The following is a 24,245-nucleotide window of genomic DNA, read 5'->3' as shown; positions in this document are numbered from 1 at the left end:
CGGTGCCCGGACCTTTACCGATCTTTTTCACGCGCTTGGCGATATTTGCCGGATGTTCACCCCGGACGAGTGCTGGAACTTCTTTCAGGCTGCAGGATATGTCTCAGGTTAAAACAGAACGGCTTTAAGCGATAGATCCAAACTGAGACCGCTGTCCTGTCAGGGCGACAGCACCTGACCAGTCGCCGCAGACGATGGGCAAGATGCCGCTGCCGCGACATGCAATGAGGGCCGACCTACAGCCCTTCATGATGAGAGCGGTCAGCCCTCATTGCGGCGAGGAGACGATCCCTTCTCTGGTGAGGGCCTTGAACATCCTGCCTTCCATCCCCGATGGGCCAGCCTGTTCGTAGGGGGTATTCGCTATGAACGGGGGCAGTCGCTCGGATGCGCCAGCTTAAAAAGCATTCTTGACCGGATCGCCGCTCAAACCGTTTGTAATTGAAAGTTTGGATCAGAAAAAGTCGATGATCCTCACCTCTTTCACGTAAGCGCCGGCGGTAAACTCGGCGACTTCGCCGATCTCCTTATCAAGGAGCGCTTCTCCGAGTGGAGTATGAACGCCAATCATTGCTTTGGCCGCATCGTGATCCCGCTCGCTGACGAGGGTGACTTCCATCTTACCTCCGCCCTTTTCGAGTTTCTGTAAGCGGATCTTGGTCCCGATTTGAGCACTTTTAGCGAAACCATTCATCTTCTCTGGACTGACCTTCGTTCCGTTGGTCGGCGAAGGTTCGTCCTCAGTGTCACGCGGTGAGAAAAGATCCCCTTCAAGGGGTAGGGTGGCCTGACGGTCAGACACCCTGGTTGCTTGAGGAGACTTTGAAGCGTCTGCCTCGGCCACGTTATTTCGAGACGCGCCCTCATCGGCTTCATTAGAGGCGGTTGCGTCGTCGCTCTCTTGATCCAATGCTCCCGTTTGTTCCTGTATTTCAGGCTCGGCATCGTCGGATGATTTTATCTCTGAATCGGAGATTGCGTCGTCGAGGCTATCCTCTTCATCGCTTGCAGGCTGAGAGGCCTCCGGATCCCAGTCGTCCTCAGGATAGACCGTGATCGTTTCAGTAAAGCGTTCATCGATCGCGGCAGCGCCAATAGGCTCAATACCAAGGCGCGAGAGCGTCTCACACAGGTTGTTCCACCAGTATTCTTTGTTCGTCGCCCACTGACTGCCAAAGACGCGCCAGAAGACCCATCCTGCGCGCTCCAAAGCGGACTGGCGCAGCATGTCTCGATCCCAGACCTCTGGTCCGTGATAGGCGTCTCCATCCAGCTCAATTGCCAGGCGGCGATCTTCGGCGCCTTCGACCACGAGATCGATGCGGAATTTGCCTGCTGAGACTTGTGGCCGAACCCGGTAGTTCGCATCCATCAGGCGTTTGAGCACTTCCTTTTCAAATCCGCTTTCGCAGAGCTCCATAAGATCGAGGCTCTCGCCTTTGGTATGCGTGCGACCATCCGGCATTGGGTCTGCGAAGTGCTGCAGCACTTTGCTCTTGATGTCTGTTGATTTCAGGTCCTCGAGGGTCACCGATCGCACCAAATAGAGGCGATCTTTCGCGCGACTCATGGCCACGTTGAAACGCTGCTGATCGGCCTTGCTGGTCTGGGCGTGTGCATGTCCCGGCGTCGCGACCATCGAGAGAAAAACAATCGATCTCTCTTGGCCCTGCATCGTGCGCGCATCGCCAAAGATGATCCGGCGCTCATTGATCTTATCTGTCCCAACTCTTGGGTCTTCCATCAGCATGCGGCCAATCTTGTCAGCCTGAGCTCCACCGATGAGGGAGATCACACCAATATCACGGCCTTCGTGCACGGGCTCTCTAATGATGCGAGCAATCTCGTCAACGATCCACTTAGCTTCGCTGTCGTTGATGCTCCCATCCCTGGTGGCGCCGGGAATATAGACGTCCGCGAGAGGCGGATCAAAGCGCTCGGAGGCTTTGGGCACACGCAGTGGAACAAGGGCGTTGTTATAGAACTGCGTCGAGAAGTTGATGATCGGTGCCACACAGCGAAAGTGCTCGCGCAGCATCACATGGCTTTCAGGGTGCATGCGCTTAGTGATCTCGAAGATAGAGGAGTTCTCATCAATGAGATCGGCGCTTGGTAGGCCATCAAGGTATTCTGCGCGTAGGGCATTTACCTTCTGCACCGCAATGCCCACCACGGATGGGCTAACCTGTTCTTCATCGCCAACAACGAGGATCTTCTTGCCGCGAGCGAGAGCTGCCAGCGCAGTGATGTCGCTTTGCGAAGCCTCATCGAGAACCACGAGGTCGAAATCGCCAAATTTGGCTGGAAGCTGTTCCGGGATTTTGTATTCGGGCATGATCCAGACCGGTGCCGCGCTGGACGCCTGTTTAGCAGCGTCTTGGGCCGCACGGATGAAGCGTGGGGCCTTCTTGCCCTTCCCGGTGCCGATTTTAGAGACAGCCTGTGTAAAAGCCTCCATGGCTTGCCGCACTGGCTTTGTCATTCGGCTTTTGAGGCCAATCAGCGTTCTAACACGGATCAGATCCTCGAGAGCCTTGGCACGGCGCTTTGTAGCATCTGCTTTGCGCTTCCGATGCTCATCCCCATTGCCGAGGTCGACAATGCGGTCCACGCGGCCTTTCATTACGGCCCACTTCCAAGCCTCCTGCCAGCCGTCTGGTATCAACTCCGAGGCGCGCTCCGGGGCCTGTTTGAGGCGGTCTGCCCAATCCGGGGCCTCGCACTCGCAAAGAACGGCAAGATCAGTCCCGAGGCGCTCCAGCTTCTCAGAGACTTCACCCAGACGGGACATTTCTTTGGTGATCTCGGCTCTGGCTTTGACGAGGTCGCTGCCTTTTGTTGCTTCATTCCCAATTGCACTTGCGAGGTCGGAAAGGGCACCAAGAATGGGAAGCGTCCCTTCGCCCGCTGCCGAGCTGAGGGCAGCCAGTGCAGGGTGCATCTCATATTTGTCTGGGAGATTGGCGCGTAGTGCGTAGATCGCAGGCTGACAGTCCAGTGTCGTGCAGAGAGCATCCAGATCCAGATCAACTGGAAATAGAGGTCCCAGACCGTCGACAACGGGTTTGACGCGTGTTGCCAGTGATAGGGCTTGTTCCAGGTCAGAATGGCGATCAAGAAGATAGCCCGCGATGTCCCATGGTTTGTTTGGCATGGCGGGGAATAACCCCGCGTCAATCAGGGGCCTCAGGGTGTCCTCGATGCGCCGTGCGTCCTCCTGCAAGCGATAGGTGTCCAAGACATGCTGCCAGTCGGAGAGCCGCATAGGAGCATTGCCGTCAATCTTGACGCTTGCAACTGCCTCTTTCAGTGACTTGTTGAAAATGCTGAACCCCACGGGTTTTTGTCCAGCAAGTCCTCTGGAGGCTGCGTTCTTAAAGTCGTCAAGACGACAGTCGCCAAGGTCATAGCGAACGGTCTTCGCTTCGATGAGGCGTTCAAAACCAGAGAGGTAGCAATCGGTGGCCTCGATATCCTTCCTGCCAATTGCCGTATCATTTTGAAGGCACTGAATGGCAAGTTTTTTGATAGGCGCAGGCGCGTCGCAAAGGGTGACGTGAAGATCGTTAAGCTCGCGTAAGATGGCACGCGCTTGCTCCTCAGTCGCAGCTCCGTCCCTTGCCATCGTCGGCGCCGATGCGGGATCGACCTTCTCCCGCTTATGCCACGCAAGTTCGGCCTTATGAGCAGCAACAATATTCGCGGTGCTGGGAAGGTCATCTGCTTTCGGAAGTTTCGCGCCTGCGTAGACAATATCAGGTGCAAGCTCAGGCAGGGTCCCCTTTAACCGCCCAAGGATATCGTCAAGTTGAGAGGGAGGCTGCTTCGAAGGTCGGTCCGTGAACCAGCCGTGCACCGGCTCGTCTGCAGCAAGAATTTCAACGATCTCCATGGGAGAGTGCTTGCTGGAATTCCACTCCATTTCAGCAAGATTCACGCGAGCAATGTCAGCCAGCTCATGATCTGCGCCGCGGATCTCGGCATCACAGTCGATGATTTTCTGTTCGAGTGTCCTGCGTTGAGCCTGAGCCTCATCAACATCAAGGCCGACGACTTCGCTTGAAAGCTCGCTGACAGCTTCTTGCAGTTGCTGTGCGCTCTCTCGGTCCGTCCCCACAGAGGCGATGACCAAAGATTGAAGACTTTTGGGGAGTTTTTCTCGGACAGCCGCAATGGCCTCTGGCGTTCGAGCGGTGACCAAAACCCGCTTTCCCATCGCCATTTCATGGCTGATGATGTTGGCGATCGAGTGCGATTTACCGGTTCCGGGCGGGCCGGATACACAGACGACGTCCAAAGATGGGTCGTCGATCATATCCGATATCCGCCCCTGTTCTTCGTTGAAGGGCAGGGGAAAGAAGTGAACTTTCGAAGACGCTTCTTTGCGACCAGAGTGAGATGAACCGGAAGCCCCAGCGGGATCTCTGAGAGAGGCTCCTACATCACCGCCAGCAGACGGTTCCCATTTATTCTCCGCAACACCAGACAGCACAGAGGAATCCAGACCAAAGGCCGAGATGTCCTTTGGAGCTTCCTCCTTGGGCGTTGCGGTAAATCCACGGATCGGGGCCGGAACATCGGCTTTTTCGTCTTCGACCTGTTTGCGCAGCTTTTGGATGTCTTGCACCCGAAACTCATTCGAACGGGGTCTCCCAAAGATAGCCCAGCCTGATGTGATCCTCAGATGATCAGTGACAGGCTCGATCTTCTCACCTTCATCCAGCTCGTCGCGCGTGATGTGGACACCGTCACTGGAAATATTGCTGGCAGCAGTATCAAGCAACGGCTCCCACAGGGTCGTAAACGGGGAGAACTCGACGTCTCCACGAAGAAACTGCTCGAGGTTTTCTTGGAGTTCGCGTTGAAGCTTTGGCGTGCCGTCGATGTCCAACTGGATATATGGCTTCAAAGAAAGTGTAGGGCTCAGGTCGCGGGGCCTTATGGCAATAGCACCTTCATTCTCGACCTCGATGTCGAGACTTTGCTCCATGATAGGCATGTCGACTGTCTTGCCGCCCTTCTTCCAGCGGCCGATACCGATACCCCAGATCAGTTCAGGTGGGGCGCCTTCCGAAGTGTGGATCGCGGAATGGATCTTGAATAGGTCATTGTAGGCGGTCATGGCCCGCCGAACAGGCTTTTCCTTGTGTGACCAGTCGGCCCACGGCCCACCGGCATAGGCCTCGAAATCACGTCGCATTTCCGGACAGTTCTCTGCGTGCAGGGTGACCTTTACGCGGCTCTCAACCTCAACTCCGTCCTCGACGATAATGTGGACATCTTCTGAATCCAGAAGGCCCATCTCAATCAGATCGGAAGCTTCTTCGATCGTGACTTCGATCGAGATAGCAGGCTTGAGGTCCGGGGCTTTGTAAGGGTCCACCGGCGGCTGTTTCAAAAACTCCGCGACATGCTCAGGTGGCTGAGCGGGACGGGACTCTTGCTGACGGGCGATGCGCAACCAAGCGCCATCCTCACAGTTTAGATCAAGGCCGGGAAGATCCGCGAGTTGGTTCTCATGGAAGACACCAAGACCAGCCTTCATCTCCATTTGAACATCGCTACGGGCGACGAGGAGCTCGCCGGCAAATCCGAGGAGATGGGAAATCCTATTACGTTCTTCTGGGCTAACGGATTCGTGGGATGAAACGGACATTCTTGGCAACCTGCTTTTTAAAATCACATCACGCTAAAATGATTGCAACGCCGCAAGTTTAAGCACGCCACTACGTGACGATGCAACCTATGGTTCACCGCTCATATTAGCTCAAACTCCTTACCGGATGTTTTGACAGGCAAAGTGTAATCCTGAATGCAATATGGTTCTTGATAGGCTAATGCCCTCGTAGTCGCCTGCGAGAGCGGTTCCATCACTCCGGACGTCGGCTGTAGCGCCTCTGCTGCCGTATGCTTCGGACGCCCAGACTCCGTTTCAGTCGAGAAGACCTCTTGGAGGAAGGGCGGAAAGTGGCCATTCGCTACGGTCTTCACCAACGTCCGCCATGCAGAAAGAACCGCCATACACCGCTTTAGCGTGATGTCTTCTTCGAGTGACGGAGCGAGTAAGGCAGAGGTAAGCCCGCACCGATACGGATCTACTTCGAATCACGAACTCGAGGTCATCAACCAGCGTCGTCTCCCCTTTGAATCGAGTTGATCGATCAGGGGTGGCTTCCAAGATTTTCCATAAAGTACAAGGATTATGACAAAAATGGATAAGAATACCAAGATCATCGCTGCAGCCACTGCCGCCACAGCAGTCAGTTTCTTCCTGCCATGGATCGACACTGGGTTTGGCGGCATCGCACCCTCCAATGTTTCTCAGATGGGCCCTGAGATCATGTCTTGGGGCACCTATGTCTTCTTCGGCAGCTTCCTCCTTGCGGCGATCACATGCCTCGTTCATACAACCGGCAAGGAGAATGCGAAGATCGCAATCGCGACTGGGGTGCTGCCCTTCGTGATCTTGGTCTACGCAATCCTGGAAACCAATTCATTGATCACCGAAGCTTTGGGGTCCAATTTTGATTGGAGCAACTTTGGCCAGCTGTTCCAGGTATTCGGTATCGGCGTGCCAGCCTATTTCTTGGGCTCACTGGTGACAGTGATCACCGGGTTCATTGCATTCCAAGCGGAAGAGGACAGGATGAGCCTAAAAGGATCAGAGCCCACCGGTGATGCCAGCTAACAAAAGGTATCTGCCCAGCGAGCGGGACATTAAAGCCAAGTTTGGCTCAGCACAGCGCGCCCGGTAGAGTTCATCTACCGGGTGTTTTTTGCCTGATCTTCGTCGGACTTACTCTTAAAGTCGCGGTGCATAGGCACGGCAAATAAAGACGTCATATTTTTCGCATAGATATGCAATAGTGTGGATAAGCTCCTGACAGGAGTGCACCTGCGTGGCAATATGCGGTCGCATAGACGCAGTAGCCCTTTTCATTTCCCTTTCGGTCAATGCCCTTCATTGGCAGCCCCTAAATTCATTTTCGGGGCATAGTACATTAACGCTACGGCGCCGCGGGTAGGGCCTATTCTCCAAGCCCGTTCTTGGCTTCGGAAAGGCCTTTGGCATAGACAAGGTTCCCGTCATCATCGAGGCCAACCCCAAGGCCAAGGCGCCGCCGTCGTTCCCAAAGCGCTTCCTCATTGGGCCCAGGCTGGTCCATCTTCTTCATAAACCATTCTATCCACTTGGGGTCTGCTTCATCCGGTTTTGGGTCTGTCATTCCAGTGCTCCTCATCTGCTTACCCGGCGCTATCACAAATTGACGCCAAAATCGGGCGTCGTTAAATCCGCCCCAGGGCCACCTTAGCTTAGTTGGTTAGAAAGCTCGGTTGTGAAACATGAGGTGCCTCAGTCTGCCGTGGGGCCGGCCTTCTCCTTCCAGATCATAAAGACAGTAGTAGAGAATATCCTCCATGCACTCCGGCAGCTTTTCGGCGTTGGTCTGCGGCCGAATCGGGCGCTCCAATTAGCACCATAGTTGCCGCCAACTTGCATGACGTAAGTATCTGCGGGCGCCAGCGCGGCATGGGAAACGGGTCCGCCAATGTTTGATTGCATATGGGCCGTATGTGTTGCGTCTCCTCCGGGAAAAGTCGACATCCATGTCAGACGGCTAAAGGAGCGAGCGCCCGATAAGTCGCTAATTTATTGTTTTTACGTGGCGACCCGGGGAGGACTCGAACCCCCGACCAAGAGCTTAGAAGGCTCCTGCTCTATCCAGCTGAGCTACCGGGCCACGCGGTTGCTACTATCACCATGACAGGGAGCTGAAAAGTTAAAACGGAAGGCGAAACTTATTCGATTCATCAAGTTTTAATCGTCAATCGCCGGCCGGGGTCAGGTCTTATTCAGGCTGTCAGATACTTCGTACCTGTCCCTATCGCGTCGCTAAAAACCGACCCGCTTGACCCGGTTTTTCCAAACGCTCTGCGATGGCCAGCCTGGAGCCTTCGACCCTCTACATATCCAATCCGCTCCTTTTCGGCTTGCCTCGCTCCGGCCGCCCAAGGGCAGCCAGAACAGATCAACTTAAACAGCGCTTTGTTTACGTAAACCCCGCCCTAATTGAGAGACAGTGCGAAGCCGGTTTGGCGCGAAGATCGACGCTCAATGATCTTCGGCAGGTCACTCGGCGCCCCCACTATCAAAACATGCTGTCTTGCTCGTGTAATAGCTGTATAAAGCCATTCCCGCGTAATCATGGGTGCATCCTCCAATGCTACCATGACTGCGGGAGAAGCCGAACCCTGACTTTTGTGGCATGTAATGGCATAAGCGAGAGACACATCCAGGCCCATCTCTGGGGGAACCGGCCTACTCAAATCATCTCCATCCCAAGTAATCTCAATCTGTGGGTGAATCCGGGTTACCCTTCCCAGCTGCCCGTTAACAACGCCATGCTTATAGTGATTACGTGTGCAGATCACAGGATCATTTGGGTAGACCCTTGCGTGCACACCAAGCCGCTTGGAACCCTCGTAGTTCGGCGCAATCATTCGATCGTTGAATCGCTTGACAGTCTCGTTCATTCCAGCTGCCACGAGGATATCGTCGATATTCCTTAAACGTCGCAGATCGGCATATCGCGCCTCCAAAGCATGGAGGAGTTGCGACTTGGGTGCACTGACGAACTGAACTCCCTCTGTTTGCCCTGTATAGTCTTCAATTTCCGGCACGCCCCCAGCCCGGATAATTGAAGCGATCACAGGGATACTGGACCCATCAGCCTGCCTAAGAGGTTTCGTCAGGTATGAAGTAATCTTTTTCTTCTCAACAAGAGAGTGGAAGGTCGCTCCAAAGCCGATAGGCGGAAGCTGATGGGCATCACCAACCATTAACAAGCGAACGGTATTGTGTGTCCGCAATTCGGCCAATAGTTCATACAGCGTTGGCGTATCGATCATACTCGCTTCGTCGAGAATAATCAGAGTATTGGCATGAATCTGTTCAATACCTTCAACAGGCTTCCCATCGGACAGGTCCTGAAGCTTTGACAGGAGCCTCGTAATAGTTGTCGCAGTGCGAAGATGATCTCTTTCACTTACTGACTTGGTTAGCTGCAACGCAGCCTTGCCACTCAATGCAGCAAAAACAACATTTCCACCCAGATGCTCCCAGGCGTGCGTGACCGCCGCCATCACCGTCGTTTTTCCGACTCCTGCTCCGCCCTGCAAACATGCCAGCGGCCGAGATAGGATTTCTCTGATGGTTGTCGTTTGCTCTGGAGTGAGAGCAAAATCTATACTCCTTCGCGCATGTTCAAGCGCGGCTTTGATTTTCTGTTCGGGGACGCGTTTCCCGGCCGTATGGATATCAGCCAACATCGCAGAAACGCTATCCTCGAGAAAGCGGATTGCAGCAGGACGGAAACCATTGGGAGCTTCAACCAGCTTCCCAGCAGCCAACCCGTGCTCAATCATCTTGGAACGATTGATACCTGCAGGTGCGAGGCTTTTCCATCTGTCCCAGTTCGCGATGGTATCACCTTTAGCGAGCAGCTTTTTGGTGGCGATATCGACGGCACCGAGATAGCGTTCGACATCCGTCTCGGGATTCATAATTCCTTTGGAACGTAGAACCCGCAAGCCAAAGTCGTCGGCCTCCTTCCAGTTTAAGAGAGCCGCAGCCAGATATGGGTTGTCCATTATTGCGTCTCCGCTCGGAGACTGCCCCAATAGTCTCCAAAGCTTATTGGCAACGCGCCGATCATTCATGCCAAGGGCATCAAGCTTTGAGTAGAAGTCGTATTCCCTTGCGACAATGCCTTCTTCGACATTCTTACTTGCGAACTCGGCTTGGACCAGTGCGGCGATCTTTCGTCCCAAGGCTGGTCGATCACCTTGAATTACTATGGCGAGATCTTCAAGGCGTTCTGGGTCTGACAGAACATTCTCGACCTCTGAGCCGAATGCATCCACGATTTTTTTCGCACGAGACTGACCTACTCCCGTCAGCTTGGTAAGGAAGGTGCGAAGCAAGTAACCAGATGTTTTAATGCGTCGTATTGATGCAACTTCAATCTGCTTGTGCATCCTCCCATAATGATCGCGATACTCGCCTTCTATGCCATCCACACGATACGTTTCGCCGGGTATCGGGAACAAGGATAGATCGCTTACTACTACGCGAAACTTAGAGCCATGCGCATTCTCCGCGCCAAAGATGACTCCCTTTGCCAGCTGATTGACAATTGATGTGACGACCAGTTCCATCTACTTTACCCGGGGCATGATGCCTTGTCGAATGAGTTGCATTTGTTCGCGGAGCGATTGAAGTTCTCGGGTGAGCGCCGCGTTCCGTTGCTCGCTCACGCTCAGTCGCTGAAGGACGGCGGCGTAATCTGCCTTCGCCTTGATAGCGTTTTCGCGAGCGGACTTTGCTTGTTTTGTAACTGCTGCAATTCGCCCAGCTGCAAGGTCATCAATATCTCGTCCTACATCGTGGCTTTGATACAGCCTCACATTGATCTCGGAGATTTGGTCGCGGAGATTTTCATCCTTGGTGAAGTATTGTTTATCGTGTTCCCTAACTTGATACTTCCCGTCGCCCTTCGTAACCTCAATGAGAAGGATGGTAAGGTTCTTAAGGTCGACACGCCCCTGTTTATTGGTGGGGTATTCGCCATCAAACTTTGCAAGGCCGTGAAGTAGGCGCTGAGGCCCACCAATTTTTTTATTAGCCATTTCCTAACCCCTCCATTTTGCACCACTCGACATATGGCTGAGCAAGATTCGATCCGGCTACCACCTCGTTCCCATCGATGGCCGTCCTATCTTCGATGGTATTTTTGTCAAAGTTCACCTCGTAATACGCATGCGACACGAGTGCGTTGACTAACTGATACGTTCGAAGTTGTTGCTGCTCTATGCTTTCTGAGTTCCCTTTTTCAGAGGTTATGGAAGGGATCTTGGGGGGCGCGCTTTCAGTGTCTTTCATTTTGCCGATATAGGCTTGCAAGCGTTCGTTGTCTGTTGAAACGTTGCTAAGGCGAAGTTCGAGCTCTATCACTCTTTGCCTTAGCTTATTCAAATCGGAATCCGACCTCGACATGTAGCTGGATCTGCGGCGTTGGCCGTTCATGTATTTTATTAGGAGCGCCCGGTATACTTTGTTCCGCCTCAGAGTAACGTCTGTAATCCCGGCACCCTTAGAGATGGCTTGCGACAGCGCCGAAATGGTTTCGAAAATTGCTTGAATCTCTCTCAGCTTTGCAAGCTCTTTCTCAACCAGCCCTTTGTTTTTGGCGACAAGCGCATCTTGATACGCCCGCGCGTTATTTGAACCCTTAGGAGCTGGCATTGATTAGTCTCACTTCTGGTTTGGCGTCAGCGATGAGAGATGCGACTTCTCGTTCGATAAGCTTCCCCGCTTCATCCCAAGTCATCCCAAGTGCTTTCAAGCGAGTTCTGATTAAGCTGTATAACGCCATTACCTCTTCATTTTCATCGGCGAAGAGCTCTTGATCACTCATGGCCAGTTTCCTCGCCATTCGGGATGCTTGGCGTTGGAGAACTTCATCGCTCATCGACGGATACATCTTTGCATCGACAATACGATCAACGAGGAATTGTGCAGGCTCGACCTGGCGGACTACGCGCTTTAGATGCAATTTGATAATGTCGGGGCTACCGGTTACGATCCCTTCGGCGTTTTTCTCATGAAGCAGACGACGGAGTGTCATGCTTCCGTCTTGCCAGCCTACCAGCTGGTAGCTGTCGGTCATCAGATTACTGTGTAGCCGCCTAAGGTGCGTCTGATCCGCCCCAGACTGCTTCGCCTTCGAAAGCGCGGCGCTTGTGGCCTGTATGCGTGCTGTGAGCCGCCTACACTCCGCCTCGATGGCTGGGAGGTGTTCTACGGACTTGCACGCCAGCTTACAGGTCCCACAACGCATGGGGCCCCCAGAAGCCAAAATTACGTCATCTGGACATACTTCTCCGGCCACACAGATATGGGTGTCGCGGAATACCAACTCTGCCGCCTGGCTTGATTTGAGGAACTCAATACCCACAGGATCTTTGTCACTGGTTTCTGACTCATGAAGATCTCGCAAGCTACTAATACCAAAGCGGCGAATTACGTTCTCTCGGTCATGATCCGGCGACGTGAGCTGTGATCGCAGTTCGGAGATTGGAGACGAGGCATCCACTTGTGGTCTTTCATGGTGCTCAAGGCCATCGACAATCTTCTCGAACTCCGGGACGTCGTAATACGCGGTAACCACCGGATCGTTGTGCCCCACGAGTTCGGCCAGAATTACGTATTCCGTTGAACCAGAACGCCGTGTCACAAAGCTTGCCCTTAGGGCGTGAGGAGTATGGACCGCCGACCATTTGAGTCTGCAAAAGGGAGGACAGCCGTGCGGGGATATTCCGGGATCGTCCTCATTCGGTGGCTTGACCCGAATGAGTGGCTTGAAGGCAATTCCATTATCTTGCAGAAAACCCTGCATGCCGAGCAGGATATCCTCCCATACCTTCAAATAGCTTTGATCGGAAATAACAGAGCCGTCCTCATTAGCAAAGAGTGGCGCTAATGGTTTGAACGGAGAAGCAGAACGCCCCTCATAATCAAGGGCGATCTCAGGAATTCCCTTTGCCGCCCTATGGTCCTGCTGACGCGTCAGCATTTCGACCACACGGGATAACACTCGTATGTCTTTAGTTTGTCCTGTTTTGTCAGTATTGATGTGTATGAGTCTAATTGGATCATCTTCGCTGTAGTCGTCGAGATGATTGGCCCAGCTATCTTTGTCGAGCCATTGTGAAGACTGAGCGCGCAGACCAGTTTCAAGAACAAACGTCAATAGCCGAAGCGCGCTAAGATTTATTCCTCTCGCGGCCCGGTGTGTCCCAACGATGATGCGTTGCGGAATTTGCGAAATTTTGAATATCTCATCCTTGTAGGAAACGCTAAACTCCACATCGAGCTTGGTGAGGTCGACGTGATGATCAGTGGACTTGTTGCTAAAGATGCAAACATCGTTTGCAATTTCCGGGCGGGCATCAAGATACATGCCTATGCGCTCCAGTTCATGGACATAGTGGAATAGCAGCGGATATATCTCTTCTGAGAACGGAATTTTCGTAGTTCCGGAAGGTCGTCGCACAAACGGAAAATCCCTTCGCGTGATTGGACATCTGAACCCCGGGCCTGCGATTCTCGAAAACTCTTCCGAATTTAGATTCGCCTCCACCCACTGAAAGAAATCTTCAATCGTATAAAGAACGCCCTTCCGGGAGGAAGGCGCCAAGCCGCGCTTTTCGAGATACTGAAGATAAGTGGGGAAGGACGCTGGGCGGAGCGTTTGATCAACAAATGGATATCGCGTGAACTCTTTTGGAGACGCTGGAATAGGAATGGGCTCGGACGAGTGAATTGAATACGTAGGGAGCAATATCGAGATGTAGTCAGCAAGAGTATGCAAGTGCTTCTTTTTCGAATCGGTGGCAGTTCGCCCTGTTTGCTGTCGGTGAATGAGGTATTGAGAGAAAAGCTTATCCCAAGTCCTGATAGTTTCAATCGGGGGATTGAGCCCATCCATTTCCAGTTGTGGATGGATAAAAAAGAAGCTATTCCCCGTTCGCTGACGGGGAGGCATAAAAGCTCCTGCCTCTGAAGGGCTTACATCCTTCGACTGCCCTCCCGATTTCAAACGTTCTCTGGCTATGGAAACAAATTCGGCATTCTTTGTATTCTCGAAGGCTTTTTGGTCGATGTTGATATACCCGCGATCTTGGAAGAGCGTAATCGCCCTTTCGACCGACGAGGGGTTTCCATTGCGGCTTATAGTTTTGTCGGAGATGAAAACGTGTAGTCGCGCCGCTTCATCTGCCTCGATGTCAGAAAATTCAATCCAGTTCGTGCTATATATCCAGCTCAGCGAATACTGATTCATGTACTTCTTAACATGCGGCCCGAACTTGCTAAGCTCTTCGACATCTGGCTCATAGCTGGCCAAGGCATTTAGGACCAAGGAAGGGCTTTTCTTCCTCGCCTCCTCAGTTATGCTCTTTTGCATCGAGATACCGGGCGGCAAAATGACGTCGCCTTGGGACCACGCGATATATAGAACTAAACGGCAGAAGTTGCGTATCAGGTTCCGAGAGTTCGTCGCTTCGGAATACGAATAGTATTTGCAGGACTGGACGATTTTATCATCGACGCGGGGCTTGCGATTTGCGATCTCGCAAAAGGATATCATGACAGAAGGAGGGTCGTCTTTTCGAGTTAATGAGTTAGCGACATCCTCCGCCAGCTTGATCTTCCTCCTTTCTCCTCTACTGGGTTTTGCGCCAGCTGCTTGCCTAACCTGCGTGAGAGCTGTATCGATATGCAGGAAGAGCTGGCCGATCGTTAGGCTGTCCGAGACAATAGGTTCGCGGGTTAGGTTAATCATTTCCTATTTGCCTCGCTGCTACGGCTCTATTTAAACGATCGGCGCTATCGGCATACTTGTTGGCTATCCATCTTAATAATTGATCGACTTCTGGAGCCTCATTCATGGCGTGCATGTTCATGAGCAAGATCTTTGCATCAAGTGCAATCTTGTCCTGCCGGGCATATTTCAGTGTAGACTGAAGTTGTTCATGCCCCATGAGTCGCTGAACCTCGACTGGCCTCAAACCATATTGATTTTTACCCAATGGCACATAATTGAGCATGAATGTGCCATAAAAATGGCGTAGCGAATGGGGGGTAAGATCGGCCAGGCGTGCGTCTTCGCTCGGCAACCGTTTCTGTACCCGTCGAACTGCGCGTCTAAACGATTGAATTCTGTTCTTGTCGGCGACTTCGAAATATGGCTTTCGATCTCCTCTCAGGCTCTGAAACACGAGCCTTTGATTTGGGATAGGGATATACTCGGTTCTAATGTAACGCTCCAGCGCCTTGAAGAAGCGGTCTCGCAGAATTGGAATGAAGTATGTTTCACTTACCGCGCGGCCCTTCCATCTTCTCTGGAGCTCATCCGGCATCTGACTGGCGAAACGGCGGTTGTCTGGGTCTTCAATGACTACTTTTCTGCGTTCAAAGTCGATATGATCCATCTCTAATAGGAGAGCCTCGTGAGGTCGAACGCCTGTTCCCGCTGACAGTGCCCATAATGCTTCATCTCTCGCGCATGATGCGCAGTCGAGTAGAGAGAGAATGTGTTCAGCCGGGAAATCCTTGTCTCGATTGGGGTTATTGTCCTTGCCCCTTACCTTTACGATCTTCGCACGAGCTATTTTAGGATGATGGTTCATGACATTCACCATCATACTGCTTTGGTAGATTCTCTTTATCTCGGCGCCGGATCTTTGACGTGCGGTCTCTTGGAAGAGCTGCTTGGAAGGACCTTCAGATATACCGCCTTCCCATTCCTCGATCTGTCGCAAGTGCAATGCGTGCGCCTCGCTTTCAAAAAGGAACTTATTGATTGCCGCTGTATGGTTCTTTGCAGCTGCCTTAGTTAGCCTCTTTTGCCCGAGTGTTCTGCGCGAGATGATGTTAAAATCGCCACATGCGTTTTCTCCCGCCAATCTTGCCGGCAGATAGCCCTTGATGGCATTCCACAATTCGAGCTGTTCGCAAGGGAAGCCGAATACTTTCGCTTCAGTCAAATAGTCCAGGAATGATGCTATATGATTTGAATAGGTCGTTACCGTCGAGGGGCTAAGTCCTTCGCGCACCAGGCTATTCACAAAGAGGTCAAATGTCTGAACTGGATCTCCAGCGTTGTCGAGCAGAGTGAACGTTTCGTAGCGTCCAGTCAGTCGTGCCAAGCGAGTAAAGTTCTTCATTTGTTCCGCCCCGTAAGATCTGGTGGACCACCTTAAATGTTAATGTGTATCAGTCAACACCCACGTTCTTCCTTAGAAAATGCTTTCGCCTAAGGCGCTTACGTACATTTCGGGAGCGATTAAGGTGTTCTTGAGGTCTGGGTAACATAAGAACCCTCGGCCTGCCGATTAGAAGTCGGCTGCTCTATCCAGCTGAGCTAAGGGAGCACTCGGCCGCTTATAGGGGCAAGCCTCGCCCTGCATCAAGAGGAACCCGACGCGGGCCGGGCGGGTTGAGCCGTCATCGGACATATAACCCAAAGGAGGAAGCCATGTATCTGCGCAATATCCTACTCGGGGCCGCTTTGGCCACAACAGGCGCCGTGGCGGCGCAGGCCGAAAGCCATATGCAAACGGCGGCGACGGCTCAGGTCGCGGGCAATTCGAACGATATTTCAGGCAATGTTTCGCTGAACACGACCGCATCGGGCCGCACCTTGGTCAAGATCGACGTAACCGGCGTGCCCGCGGGTACCCACGGCGTGCACTTGCATGAGACCGGTGATTGTTCAGCAGAGGATTTCAAATCCGCCGGTGGCCATATCGCGGGGGACCGCAAGCACGGTGTGCTCGTCGAAGGTGGGCCGCATCCCGGTGATATGCCCAATATGGTCGTCGGTGAAGATGGGGTGCTGGAAGCCGAAGTCTTTCTCGACCTGCTCGATATCGAGACCATGATCAAAGATGAGGACGGTGCGGCCTTCATCATTCACAGCGGCGCAGACGATTACGAATCGCAGCCATCGGGCGACGCGGGTTCGCGTATCGCTTGTGGCGTGTTTGAGGCGTCGTGATTTGATGTGAGGTTTTGGCGCCTCCGTCCCGGGTTATCGGGGCGGGGGTGTCGATTCGATGTATAGAATAGGCGTGCAACGTAGGCTCTAAAGAAGCGAGCGGCACTCTCGCGGGGGTACTTCGATAACTAAGGGAAGTTTCATGGTGCTGCTGGAGAGAATTGAACTCTCGCACTCAGACTGACGCGTAGCGTCGGGCGTAAGTCGAGAGACCAGCGCTCGTGCTAGACGTTACATATCTGGAAAAAAGGAAGATTAATGGTGCTGCTGGAGAGAATTGAACTCTCGACCTCTCCCTTACCAAGGGAGTGCTCTACCTCTGAGCTACAACAGCGCCGTGGGCGGGTGATTAGCCGCAATCGAAAGGGGGCGCAACCCCTGATCTGGACCCTTCTTGCCCCCTGCGCTAGATAGGCGGCATGGCAAAGCAAAACGCCCCGGAAAAGAACGCGAAAACACCCTCTGCGCGGGAGGCGCGGCTGAAGGCTGCGCTCAAGGCAAATATGGCGCGGCGCAAGGCGCAGGCCCGCGCGCGGGCAGAGGATGTGGCGCAGGATACAGGCAATGGCCCCGAGGGGCCGGAAAAGGACAGCTGAACGATGGATTCCATTCTGGTCAGGGGCGGCGGTGCGCTCAACGGGCAAATTCCCATCGCGGGTGCGAAAAACGCCTGTCTGGCGCTGATGCCCGCCACATTGCTGAGCGAAGAGCCGCTGACGCTGACCAATGCGCCGCGTCTGAGCGACATTCGCACGATGACGCAGCTTTTGCAGTCTCTCGGCGCCGAAGTGGCCGCGATGCAGGACGGCAAGGTCATCACCATGGCAAGCCATGGGGAGATTAACACCCGGGCCGAATATGACATCGTGCGCAAGATGCGCGCGTCGAATCTGGTCTTGGGGCCGCTTTTGGCGCGGGAGGGTCATGCCGAAGTCTCGCTCCCCGGCGGCTGCGCGATTGGTGCGCGTCCGATGGATATTCACACCGACGGTCTGGCCAAGATGGGGGCGGAGATCGACCTGCGGGACGGCTATCTTCATGCCAAGGCCGCGGGCGGCAAGCTGAAGGGGGCGGTGATTGATTTCCCCTTCGCCTCTGTCGGGGCGACCGAGAATATCTTGATGGCCGCGACCCTTGCCAAGGGCACCACCGTCATCAACAACGCCGCGCGCGAGCCCGAGATCGTCGATCTGGCGGATTGCCTCCGGGCCATGGGCGCGCAGATCGAAGGCGATGGGACCTCCAGCATCACCATTCAGGGCGTCGACAGCCTACATGGTGCCACCCATAAGGTCGTGACCGACCGGATCGAGCTTGGCACCTATATGCTGGCCCCGGCCTTTTGCGGCGGTGAGGTTGAGCTACTGGGCGGGCGAATCGATTTGCTGGAAGCGTTCTGCGAAAAGCTTGACGCAGCGGGCATCGACGTGACCGAGACTGATGCGGGTCTCAAGGTCGCGCGGCGCAACGGGCGGATTTCGGCGGTGGATGTCACCACCGAGCCTTTCCCAGGCTTTCCGACCGATCTTCAAGCGCAGATGATGGCGCTGCTCTGCACCGCCGAAGGCACCTCGGTTCTGGAAGAAAAGATTTTTGAGAATCGCTTCATGCACGCGCCGGAGCTGATCCGCATGGGCGCGCGGATTGATGTGCAGGGTGGTACGGCCAAGGTCACCGGTGTCGAAAAGCTCAAAGGGGCGCCGGTTATGGCGACCGATCTACGGGCGTCGATTTCCCTCATCCTCGCCGGGTTGGCCGCCACTGGAGAGACCACGGTCAGCCGGGTCTACCACCTTGATCGCGGCTATGAGCATGTGGTCTCCAAACTGCGCGGCGTTGGGGCGGATATCGAAAGGATCAGCGACAAATGACCGAAGATGCACGTTTCGAAGATGGCCGCGAAGCGCCGCTAAACCTCGGTGCTCTGGATGCCGATGATCTGACGGTGATCGCCTCGCTGACCCAAGACGCGGTCTTTCCCGCCTCCGAAATGCGCTGGCACCGCGCGGGCGCGCGCTTTGCGCTGCTGCTAAACCGGCTGCGGCATGAGGATACGGGGGCGGCGCGTCATGCGCCCGAGCGGGTGCAATCGGTGCTGATGTTCAACAACGTGCAACGTGTCGCCAGCCAAGGTGTGCCGCAGGGCGATGCCGATACGATTCTGTCGCTGCTGGATATCGCGTTTGAAGAGGGCGACGCGCCCTCGGGCCATGTGACGCTGACATTGGCCGGAGACGGCGCGATCCGGCTGGAGGTCGAAGCGCTTGAGGTGACGCTCAAGGATGTGACCCGCCCCTATGTCGCCCCGTCCAAGAAACGGCCCGTTCACCCTGAGTGACGCCGCCGCATGGCGGGCAAGGATCGCAAGATGCCTGAACTGAAACAGAATAGATTTACCCGGGGCCGGATCACCGCGCTGTTGACCGAGATGTCCGGTTGGGCGCTGATCCTCTTGGGCTGCGTCTTGGGCGCGGTGCAACTCATCGCGTCGCTCTCTGTCGCGACTTTGGTGGTGCCGCTCGCGCTGGTCTCGGGTGGTCTCTCCGCCATTTTGGTGGCGCAGGTGGCGTGTGCGATCTTCGACAATGCCCAAGACACCCGCGCCATGCGACTGGCGCAGCGTGCCGCCCCCGCTGCCACCTCTAAAACCGCGGGCCTGCGGGCCGAGCCGAGCCTGCGCCGCCCGCAGGCGTCTTAACATTTTCAGGCCAGCCCTGCGCGGCGGCCCCTCTACGAAAGCTTGAACCCATGCCCGCCACGCTCGATGCCTCCGCTGCCGATTTCGAAGCGGCCTTTGACAAACTGCTGAACGCCAAGCGTGAGGACAGCCCCGATGTCGACGCCGTGGTGGCCGAGATCATCGCCGATGTGCGCGCCCGTGGCGATGCCGCCGTGATCGACCTGTCGCAGAAATTCGACCGCGTGACCCTGACCGCCCAGACCCTGCGCATCAGCGCGGAAGAGGTCGACGCCGCCGTGGCCGAAGTCTCCCCCGAAGACCGCAAGGCGCTGGAACTCGCAGCCGACCGCATCCGCGCCTATCACGCCCGGCAATTGCCAGAGGATGCGGAATGGACCGACCCCGACGGCGCGACTTTGGGCTGGCGCTGGACACCGGTTTCTGCCGCGGGCCTCTATGTGCCGGGCGGGTTGGCGAGCTACCCGTCTTCGGTGCTGATGAACGCGGTCCCGGCCAAGGTGGCGGGGGTGGCGCGTCTGGCCATGGTCGTACCGACGCCCGATGGCGTGCTGAACCCGCTTGTACTGCTGGCCGCCCGCATCGCCGGGGTGGATGAGATTTACCGCATCGGCGGCGCGCAGGCCGTGGCGGCGCTGGCCTATGGCACCGAAACGATCCCCCCGGTGGACAAGATCACCGGCCCCGGCAACGCTTTCGTCGCCGCCGCCAAACGCCGCGTTTTTGGTAAGGTCGGCATCGACATGATCGCGGGGCCATCCGAGATCCTCGTCATCGCCGATGGAGAGAATGATCCCGATTTCATCGCCCTCGATCTGCTCAGTCAAGCCGAACATGACGAGAGCGCGCAGAGCATCCTGATCACCACTGACCCTGCCTTTGCCCGCGCGGTGGGAGAGGCGGTTGAGAAACGTCTGCTCACCCTCGAACGCCGCGCCATCGCGGGCGCAAGCTGGCGCGACAATGGGGCGATCATCACCGTGCCGGACCTTGACGCCGCCGCCGCCCTCAGCAACCGCATCGCGCCGGAGCACCTTGAGCTTTGCGTGGCGGACCCGAAGGCGCTGTCGGACAAGATCACCCACGCCGGGGCGATCTTCCTTGGCCAATGGACGCCCGAGGCGATTGGCGATTACGTCGGCGGGCCGAACCACGTTCTGCCCACGGCGCGCTCGGCGCGTTTCTCCTCTGGCCTGTCGGTGCTGGATTTCATGAAGCGGACGACGCTGGCGCAGATGTCGCCCGAGGCGCTCAAGGCCATCGGCCCCGCGGCAGAGCGGCTGGCCCAGTCCGAAAGCCTTGAGGCGCACGGCCTGTCGGTCACCGCGCGTCTGCGCAAACTTAACGACTAGGGCAGGGGGCGGCGCTGCCCCCGCCTGCGCGCTCTCGGTCTTGCCGATGCTTCTGACGTATCGTCAAATGCGCTGACGGGGCGCAATCGCGGGCGCGCGTGTTCTCGCGCATTGCCCCCTCCCCACCGCTGCGCTATCCACGAAAGGGTATCGCCAGCAAAAAGGATGCGCCGATGACCCGCATCACCCATATCGCGCTTGATGACGCGAACATGCCGCCCCCCACGCCCGAGATCGATCAGGAGCGCAAGGTGGCCATGTTCGACCTGCTGGAAGAGAATAGTTTCGTCCTGCCCGAACGCGAAAAGGGGCCGGTGCCCGAAGGGCCTTACCATCTGTCGCTCTCCATCCGCGACAAACGGCTGGTCTTTGACGTGCAGACCGAGGCGGCTGAAAAGGCAGCGGAATTCCACCTCTCCCTCGGCCCCTTCCGGCAGGTGGTGAAAGATTACTTCCAAATCTGCGAAAGCTATTTCGAAGCGGTCAAGAAACTGCCCCCCAGCCAGATCGAGACGATCGACATGGCCCGGCGCGGCATCCACAACGAAGGCTCCCGCGTGCTGCAAGAGCGGCTCTCGGGCAAGGCCGAGATCGACACCGACACCGCGCGGCGGCTATTTACCCTGATCTGCGTTCTGCATTTCGGCGGATAAATGACGCAGGTGCTGCCTCAATCCGTTCTCTTCTGCTGCGATCATAACGCCGTCCGCTCCCCCATGGCCGAGGGGTTGATGAAGAAGTTCTACGGCACCGGCACCTATGTCCAATCCGTCGGCGTCAAGAACGATATGGAGATCGACGGTTTCTCCATCGCTGTATGCAAAGAGTTGGATGTGGAGCTCGACCGCCACCGCAGCCGCAGTTTCGATGAGATGGAGGAATGGGGCGACGACCTCGGTTCATTCGATCTTGTCATCGCGCTTAGCCCTGCCAGCCAGCGCCGGGCGCTGGAACTGACGCGGTTCTATCATCTCGACGTGGAATATTGGCCGATCCTTGACCCCACGGGGCTGGGCGAGGGGCGCGAGGCCAAGCTCACGCAGTTTCGCGCCGCCCGCGATCAAATCGTCGGACGGCTGATTGACCGCTTTGGCCCGCCGCTCAGCGAAAGCTGAGCGTTCAGGTGTTGGAACAGGCCGCCGCGGCGCTTTGGCCAAAGGCTTTCCATGTGCTCCAGAAGGCGTTGTCGCTTTTGTTGTCGGATTGGCGCATTTCTTGCAAACGGTGCGGGTCGCGGAAAATCTTGGCACCTTGGCGCTGGTCCGAGCGCGACAGCGTCTGATCCGCCACCGCCTGCACACAGCCGCAGCGCGCATGGCTCGAGCCGCGGCGCCCATCGGCCAGACAGGCCTTTTGGATCGGCCCTGTGGCGAAAAGAACCGGTGTGGGGGAGAAACGTCCTACGGCGGCATCGCTGGAATAACGTGATCCGCCACAACCCGCCAAGATGGCGAGCGCCATCAAACTTGCAACTGTCCGCATTGATTTGCCCTATTGTTCTGGACCATGGGGTTTTCCCCTTGTCGGCCCGATCTGCTCTGCCCGTCACTATGCCGCAAAACGGGGCTTCGCGCAATTCTCCTTTGGGGGGCTGCGCCCTTCGAACCGCGATAAAGCGCCGTGACGTGCGGGCAGGGGGCGTGGGCGCGTTCATGGCCAATTGACGCAGGCGCGGCTCTGCGCCATATCCCCTTGCATGACACCGCTTGAAAACATCCGCAATTTCTCCATCGTGGCGCATATCGACCACGGCAAATCCACGCTGGCCGACCGGTTGATCCAACTCACCGGCACGGTCGCCGAACGCGACATGCAAAGCCAGCTTCTGGACAACATGGATATCGAGCGGGAGCGGGGCATCACCATCAAGGCCAACACCGTCCGCATCGAATACCCGGCGAAAGACGGCAAGACCTATGTGCTGAACCTGATCGACACGCCCGGACACGTCGATTTTGCCTATGAGGTCGCGCGCTCCATGCATGCGGTCGAAGGCTCGCTTCTGGTCGTCGACGCCACCCAGGGCGTCGAGGCGCAGACGCTGGCCAACGTCTATACCGCCATCGATGCGGATCATGAGATCGTGCCGGTGCTGAACAAGGTCGACCTGCCCGCCTCTGACCCCGACCGCGTACGCGAACAGATCGAGGATGTGATCGGCATCGATGCCTCCGATGCCTGCCTGATCTCTGCCAAGACCGGCGTCGGCATTCCCGACGTGCTGGAAGCGATCGTCAACAAACTGCCCGCGCCCAAGGGCGGCGACCCCGACGCGCCGCTGAAAGCGATGCTGGTGGACAGTAAATATGACCAATACCTCGGCGTCATCTGTATCGTCCGTATTATCGACGGCACCCTGAAAAAGGGCGACCGCATTCGCATGATTAAGACCGGCGGCACCTATGACGTGGACGATGTGGGCGTATACCGGCCCAAGATGACCGGCGTCGAGAGCCTCGGCCCCGGCGAGATCGGCTATCTCAACGCGTCTATCAAACAGGTGCGTGACACCCGCGTCGGCGACACGATCACCCATGAGAAGCGCAAATGCGAAACCGCGCTGCCGGGCTTCAAACCCTCGGTGCCGGTGGTCTTCTGTGGCCTCTTCCCGGTCGACGCCAACGATTTCGAGGACATGCGCGAGGCGATCGAGAAACTCGCCCTGAACGACGCCTCCTTCACTTACGAGATGGAGACTTCCGCCGCGCTTGGCTTCGGCTTCCGCTGCGGCTTCCTTGGCCTTTTGCACCTCGAGGTGATCCGCGACCGGCTCGAGCGCGAGTATGACATCGACCTCATCACCACCGCGCCTTCGGTGATCTACCACGTCCACATGAAGGACGGGGAGATGCAAGAGCTGCACAACCCCGCCGACATGCCCGACATGACGCTGGTCGATCACATGGAGGAGCCGCGGATCAAGGCGACGATCCTCGTCCCCGACGACTACCTTGGCGACGTGCTGAAGCTTTGCCAGGACCGCCGCGGGATTCAGGAAGACCTGACCTATGCCGGCTCGCGGGCGATGGTGGTTTACGATCTGCCGCTGAACGAAGTGGTGTTCGATTTCTACGACCGGCTGAAGTCCGTGACCAAGGGCTACGCCAGCTTCGACTACCAGATGATCGGCTACCGTCAGGACAATCTGGTCAAGATGCAGATCCTCGTGAACGACGAGCCGGTGGATGCGCTTTCGACCATGGTGCACCGCGACCGCGCCGAGATGCGCGGCCGGGCGATGGTGGAAAAGCTCAAAGACCTGATCCCGCGCCACATGTTTAAGATCCCGATCCAGGCGGCCATCGGCGGCAAAGTGATTGCGCGCGAGACGCTCTCGGCGATGCGCAAGGACGTGACGGCGAAGTGTTACGGCGGCGACGCCACTCGGAAGAAGAAGCTGCTGGAGAAGCAGAAGGCCGGTAAGAAGAAGATGCGCCAGTTCGGGAAGGTCGATATCCCGCAGGAGGCGTTTATTTCCGCGCTGAAAATGGACAGCTAAAAGCTGGCCATTTTCAGTGCGCGCGGGAGGCAGCGTATTGCGAAGCAATGCGCGTTCCCGCTCGGTTGTGTTTG

The 24,245-nt window shown here is 56.1% G+C and carries 18 protein-coding genes and 2 tRNA genes; 10 read left to right on the top strand and 10 right to left on the bottom strand.

Annotated elements, in window-relative coordinates:
* Positions 1 to 454 precede the first annotated feature (454 nt).
* Positions 455 to 5,656, bottom strand: coding sequence for an AAA domain-containing protein (locus HKX24_RS15775; protein WP_276154106.1), 5,202 nt, complete (start codon positions 5,654 to 5,656; stop codon positions 455 to 457).
* A gap of 555 nt (positions 5,657 to 6,211) precedes the next feature.
* Between HKX24_RS15775 and HKX24_RS15770 the strand changes: the two genes are divergently transcribed.
* Complete coding sequence (locus HKX24_RS15770; RefSeq protein ID WP_276154105.1) at positions 6,212 to 6,688, top strand: hypothetical protein; 477 nt, start codon at positions 6,212 to 6,214, stop codon at positions 6,686 to 6,688.
* Between the two features lie 340 nt (positions 6,689 to 7,028).
* Here HKX24_RS15770 and HKX24_RS15765 read toward each other — a convergent pair whose 3' ends face one another.
* From HKX24_RS15765 to HKX24_RS15735, 7 genes are all read right to left on the bottom strand, one after another.
* A complete protein-coding gene (locus HKX24_RS15765) occupies positions 7,029 to 7,226 on the bottom strand; it encodes a hypothetical protein (RefSeq protein WP_276154104.1) in 198 nt (65 codons plus the stop codon).
* Between the two features lie 439 nt (positions 7,227 to 7,665).
* Positions 7,666 to 7,742, bottom strand: a tRNA-Arg gene (locus HKX24_RS15760).
* 325 nt (positions 7,743 to 8,067) lie between these two features.
* Positions 8,068 to 10,218, bottom strand: coding sequence for an AAA family ATPase (locus HKX24_RS15755; protein ID WP_276154103.1), 2,151 nt, complete (start codon positions 10,216 to 10,218; stop codon positions 8,068 to 8,070).
* Positions 10,219 to 10,689: a hypothetical protein gene (locus HKX24_RS15750; RefSeq protein ID WP_276154102.1), complete on the bottom strand. Its 471-nt coding sequence runs from the start codon at positions 10,687 to 10,689 to the stop codon at positions 10,219 to 10,221.
* Positions 10,682 to 11,305: a hypothetical protein gene (locus HKX24_RS15745; protein ID WP_276154101.1), complete on the bottom strand. Its 624-nt coding sequence runs from the start codon at positions 11,303 to 11,305 to the stop codon at positions 10,682 to 10,684. Before HKX24_RS15745 ends, HKX24_RS15750 begins: the two co-directional genes overlap by 8 nt.
* On the bottom strand, positions 11,292 to 14,405 hold the full coding sequence (locus tag HKX24_RS15740; RefSeq protein ID WP_276154100.1) for a hypothetical protein: 3,114 nt from the start codon (positions 14,403 to 14,405) through the stop codon (positions 11,292 to 11,294). The genes HKX24_RS15745 and HKX24_RS15740 overlap by 14 nt, the downstream gene beginning before the upstream one ends.
* Complete coding sequence (locus HKX24_RS15735; RefSeq protein ID WP_276154099.1) at positions 14,398 to 15,789, bottom strand: site-specific integrase; 1,392 nt, start codon at positions 15,787 to 15,789, stop codon at positions 14,398 to 14,400. Before HKX24_RS15735 ends, HKX24_RS15740 begins: the two co-directional genes overlap by 8 nt.
* Positions 15,790 to 16,100: 311 nt before the next feature.
* On the opposite strand from HKX24_RS15735, the gene HKX24_RS15730 reads away from it, so the two are divergent.
* The gene (locus tag HKX24_RS15730) at positions 16,101 to 16,622 is read left to right on the top strand and encodes a superoxide dismutase family protein (RefSeq protein WP_271692239.1); all 522 of its coding nucleotides are present in this window, start codon (positions 16,101 to 16,103) and stop codon (positions 16,620 to 16,622) included.
* Positions 16,623 to 16,881: 259 nt separating this feature from the next.
* Here the strand turns inward: HKX24_RS15730 and HKX24_RS15725 are convergent.
* Positions 16,882 to 16,956 (bottom strand) — tRNA-Thr (locus HKX24_RS15725).
* A gap of 85 nt (positions 16,957 to 17,041) precedes the next feature.
* On the opposite strand from HKX24_RS15725, the gene HKX24_RS15720 reads away from it, so the two are divergent.
* The 7 genes from HKX24_RS15720 to HKX24_RS15690 all read left to right on the top strand — a co-directional run bounded on the left by HKX24_RS15720 (position 17,042) and on the right by HKX24_RS15690 (position 21,787).
* Positions 17,042 to 17,218 (top strand): hypothetical protein, encoded by a 177-nt coding sequence (locus HKX24_RS15720; RefSeq protein WP_168612795.1) that lies wholly within the window; start codon positions 17,042 to 17,044, stop codon positions 17,216 to 17,218.
* A 3-nt stretch (positions 17,219 to 17,221) separates the two neighbouring features.
* Positions 17,222 to 18,493: a UDP-N-acetylglucosamine 1-carboxyvinyltransferase gene (gene murA / locus HKX24_RS15715; RefSeq protein ID WP_168612796.1), complete on the top strand. Its 1,272-nt coding sequence runs from the start codon at positions 17,222 to 17,224 to the stop codon at positions 18,491 to 18,493.
* On the top strand, positions 18,490 to 18,960 hold the full coding sequence (locus HKX24_RS15710) for a DUF2948 family protein (protein ID WP_168612797.1): 471 nt from the start codon (positions 18,490 to 18,492) through the stop codon (positions 18,958 to 18,960). The genes murA and HKX24_RS15710 overlap by 4 nt, the downstream gene beginning before the upstream one ends.
* A gap of 30 nt (positions 18,961 to 18,990) precedes the next feature.
* The gene (locus tag HKX24_RS15705) at positions 18,991 to 19,320 is read left to right on the top strand and encodes a hypothetical protein (protein ID WP_271692237.1); all 330 of its coding nucleotides are present in this window, start codon (positions 18,991 to 18,993) and stop codon (positions 19,318 to 19,320) included.
* Between the two features lie 50 nt (positions 19,321 to 19,370).
* On the top strand, positions 19,371 to 20,672 hold the full coding sequence (hisD, locus tag HKX24_RS15700; RefSeq protein ID WP_271692236.1) for a histidinol dehydrogenase: 1,302 nt from the start codon (positions 19,371 to 19,373) through the stop codon (positions 20,670 to 20,672).
* A 149-nt stretch (positions 20,673 to 20,821) separates the two neighbouring features.
* Positions 20,822 to 21,325, top strand: coding sequence for a UPF0262 family protein (locus tag HKX24_RS15695; RefSeq protein WP_276154108.1), 504 nt, complete (start codon positions 20,822 to 20,824; stop codon positions 21,323 to 21,325).
* Positions 21,326 to 21,787 (top strand): low molecular weight phosphatase family protein, encoded by a 462-nt coding sequence (locus HKX24_RS15690; RefSeq protein WP_271692233.1) that lies wholly within the window; start codon positions 21,326 to 21,328, stop codon positions 21,785 to 21,787.
* A gap of 4 nt (positions 21,788 to 21,791) precedes the next feature.
* Here HKX24_RS15690 and HKX24_RS15685 read toward each other — a convergent pair whose 3' ends face one another.
* On the bottom strand, positions 21,792 to 22,154 hold the full coding sequence (locus HKX24_RS15685; RefSeq protein ID WP_276154098.1) for a hypothetical protein: 363 nt from the start codon (positions 22,152 to 22,154) through the stop codon (positions 21,792 to 21,794).
* Between the two features lie 214 nt (positions 22,155 to 22,368).
* Here HKX24_RS15685 and lepA point away from each other — a divergent pair, with 214 nt between their 5' ends.
* Entirely contained in the window at positions 22,369 to 24,171 is a 1,803-nt protein-coding gene (gene lepA / locus HKX24_RS15680) for a translation elongation factor 4 (RefSeq protein WP_271692230.1), read from the top strand.
* Positions 24,172 to 24,245: the final 74 nt, after the last annotated feature.

The organism is Sulfitobacter sp. M85, from assembly GCF_029285915.1.
Taxonomy (GTDB): domain Bacteria; phylum Pseudomonadota; class Alphaproteobacteria; order Rhodobacterales; family Rhodobacteraceae; genus Sulfitobacter; species Sulfitobacter faviae.
The sequence above is the reverse complement of the archived record's forward strand: the minus strand, read 5'-3'. Positions and strand labels throughout refer to the sequence as shown.